Origin of the sequence: Bartonella sp. CL436QHHD, assembly GCF_042195105.1 — a bacterium.
GTDB lineage: Bacteria > Pseudomonadota > Alphaproteobacteria > Rhizobiales > Rhizobiaceae > Bartonella.
In genome coordinates this window covers 1-2,643 of the sequence record NZ_JBHINR010000082.1, presented here as the reverse complement: position 1 = coordinate 2,643, position 2,643 = coordinate 1, and the positions used below count along the sequence as shown (strand labels likewise).

The following is a 2,643-nucleotide window of genomic DNA, read 5'->3' as shown; positions in this document are numbered from 1 at the left end:
GGCAATATGTTCCAAAGGACATACGCCTAAAGACGACAACGAAGCAGATGCTTTAGCAATTTTATATTTAATAAAAGAAGGAGGCGCGCATGTCTAATGGTATGCCATGGATAAGATTCCATTTGTATGACTGGATAAGTGGTACAGATGGAATGACGCTAGAGCAAAGGGGCGCTTATATGACGCTTCTCGTTCGCATGTACGATAAAAAAGCACCAATTAAAGAAGATTTTGAAACGCTTGCACGTGTTTGCAATTGTTCACAAAAAAAGTTTGCGACTATTGTCGAATATCTCATGAGAAATAATAAACTTGTTGAGACAGATAATGGATTGTGGAATACGCGCGTTGAAGAAGAACTCAATAACCTCAGTGAAGAGCTAGATAATTTTACCTTTAATAATAATGAAGAAAAGGAGGTAAAATATGTCAACTAAATTGGCTTGGACGAGACTTAATACAGACCAGTGGCTATTTAAACTCTCTGATTTACCACCTATGGAAGTCAATGTTTATGTGAAGTTGCGGATAAGAATGTTACACACGCGTGAGCCTCTTTTGAATGATGCACGAATATTATCTCATTTTACTTGTTGTTCAGTAAAAAGATTTGAAAAGGCGTTAAATTATTTATTTAGATCTGGACACATCATTTATTTAGAAGATGGACGCTTGTGGAGTTTAGATGTTGAAGAAGAACTCAATAACTCAAATGAAAATTTAAATAAGTTTTCAGAGAGAGCAAAGAAAGCAGCGCAGGCAAAATGGGCAAAACATCATAAAGCAAAAACAATGAGTGATGATCAAGATGCTAAAAATGCTAAGCATGATGCTAACGGTATGCTTAAGGATGCTAAGCATGATGCTTGTGGGGATTTTAGCAATGCACAAGAAATGCTTAATGATGCCATTAACAATAACAATAACATATATAATAAAAAAACTAAAACTATCGTTTTAGCAAAAAAAGAAATTGGTTCTGAAAGTTTAGCAACAATCGATTTGGTTGACGAACCAACAGAGGTTGCTGCTGTTGAAACCACATCAGAGCAAATCACAACCTCATCAGACAACCAACCTCCCATTCACGAGCAAGAGAACGTTCCCAAAAAAGCAAAACGAGCGCAAGCTAATCGCGGTTGTCGATTGCCAGAGGATTTCAAACCTAATTTGCAATACGCAATCGATCAAGGATTAACCCATGATGAGGCGCTGTTAGAAACCGAACGGTTCACAAATTACTGGATAGCAAACCCAGGTAAAAATGCAAACAAACGAGATTGGCAAAGGACTTGGTACAATTGGGTCACAAGCCCTATCGGAACGCTAGCAAAGAAAAAAGCAAGATTAGAACAGGAAAAACGGTTAGGTGGTTATCATGGAAAATTCACTCAGAAAACTTTCACAGAACAGCTTGCAGAAGGCTTCAACGAACTCAGAGATCATCTCTCATCTGGAGAAGATTATGGAAATGATCAGTCCGGGGTATCCATTGACGCTGAAAGCTGGGAATACATTGACGAAACAGGAGGAAGAGCAAACCTTAGATGCTTGCAATCTTCTACAAGCGTTGCTCTCTGTGAAAGCTTCAGTTAAGCAAATTGAGCAAGCTTCTTTCCTACTCTCAAGCATGAGAGTCCCTGCGAACACAGATTCCAAAGCCGTTGTTCTATCCTATAGCATGATGCTGGAACGGATTTCAGCATATGCTTTGAAAAAAGGCGTCGAAGATATCGTAACTGGTCAAGCAATTGGGATATCAAAAACATTTATGCCAACTTGTGGAGAGCTTTTAACTTATTGCCAGACACTAGAAAATACCCTTCTTTCAAAAGCCGAAACTGTACGTAGAGCAATTGAAAACACATGTGAGAAAACACTCAAAGAAAAAACAGCGAAAGAGCATTTTAGACCACTAACGCTTGTTCACAAGCAAGAGCTTGAAGAAACTTTAAATGGCATTGGTGGGATAATGAAACGCTTTGGTCCACAGCAAACTAGTGAAAAGTGCTGATCGTTTTACGATTAGACATGCATTTAAATCGACAAAAAAGCACCTTACAAAGCGATTTAAAGATTTTATGATATAATCAACATCTGCAATATAAAACGCTCTGTATGATCAAATTTGAGGTAAATAGACCAATTGGTAAAATTAGGATTAAAGCATGTTCATTTTTAAACATTTATTCTTAACAATCCGTAAACAACCCATGCGAAAAAAGTGGGTTGCAACAGCTGTTGGTTATGTTCCTTGGGGGGACGGAGCAGAGGAGTATTTTTACAACCTCTACGAATATGAAGACGGTACAAGAGAGTGTGAAAAGTTTGATGGCGGCCAGTATTATACCACACCAGAAAATGCGGATTTTAGTACCAAAGCGCAAGTGAAAGCATGGGTTTACGGTGGTGCTATTCCGAAAAGCGTTCTCAATTACGAACCTCTTATAGACGAGATCAATAAAGAGATCAAAAAATTATCGAAAACCGCAGGAAATAAATATGTTTACAGATAAACAGCTAAGAGCCTTGTTTGGCATTATAACTTTTATATTTTTATGCTTTTTAGGAATTAAAAAAAATCCCTACTTTATTCAAAGTATTTTGACATTCGCATCTGTTTCTTTGGTAATAGTCACAGCG

The 2,643-nt window shown here is 37.6% G+C and carries 4 protein-coding genes; all 4 read left to right on the top strand.

Annotated features, from left to right (window positions below):
- Positions 1–89: 89 nt before the first annotated feature.
- The 4 genes from ACFIKN_RS09050 to ACFIKN_RS09035 all read left to right on the top strand — a co-directional run bounded on the left by ACFIKN_RS09050 (position 90) and on the right by ACFIKN_RS09035 (position 2,516).
- Complete coding sequence (locus tag ACFIKN_RS09050; RefSeq protein ID WP_375658300.1) at positions 90–437, top strand: DUF1376 domain-containing protein; 348 nt, start codon at positions 90–92, stop codon at positions 435–437.
- Positions 427–1,596 carry a hypothetical protein gene (locus tag ACFIKN_RS09045; RefSeq protein WP_375631605.1) on the top strand — a complete coding sequence of 390 codons (1,170 nt, stop codon included), beginning with the start codon at positions 427–429 and terminating at the stop codon, positions 1,594–1,596. The genes ACFIKN_RS09050 and ACFIKN_RS09045 overlap by 11 nt, the downstream gene beginning before the upstream one ends.
- Positions 1,580–2,014 (top strand): hypothetical protein, encoded by a 435-nt coding sequence (locus tag ACFIKN_RS09040; RefSeq protein WP_273790335.1) that lies wholly within the window; start codon positions 1,580–1,582, stop codon positions 2,012–2,014. Before ACFIKN_RS09045 ends, ACFIKN_RS09040 begins: the two co-directional genes overlap by 17 nt.
- A gap of 154 nt (positions 2,015–2,168) precedes the next feature.
- On the top strand, positions 2,169–2,516 hold the full coding sequence (locus ACFIKN_RS09035; protein WP_041581397.1) for a hypothetical protein: 348 nt from the start codon (positions 2,169–2,171) through the stop codon (positions 2,514–2,516).
- The last annotated feature ends 127 nt before the right edge of the window (positions 2,517–2,643 follow it).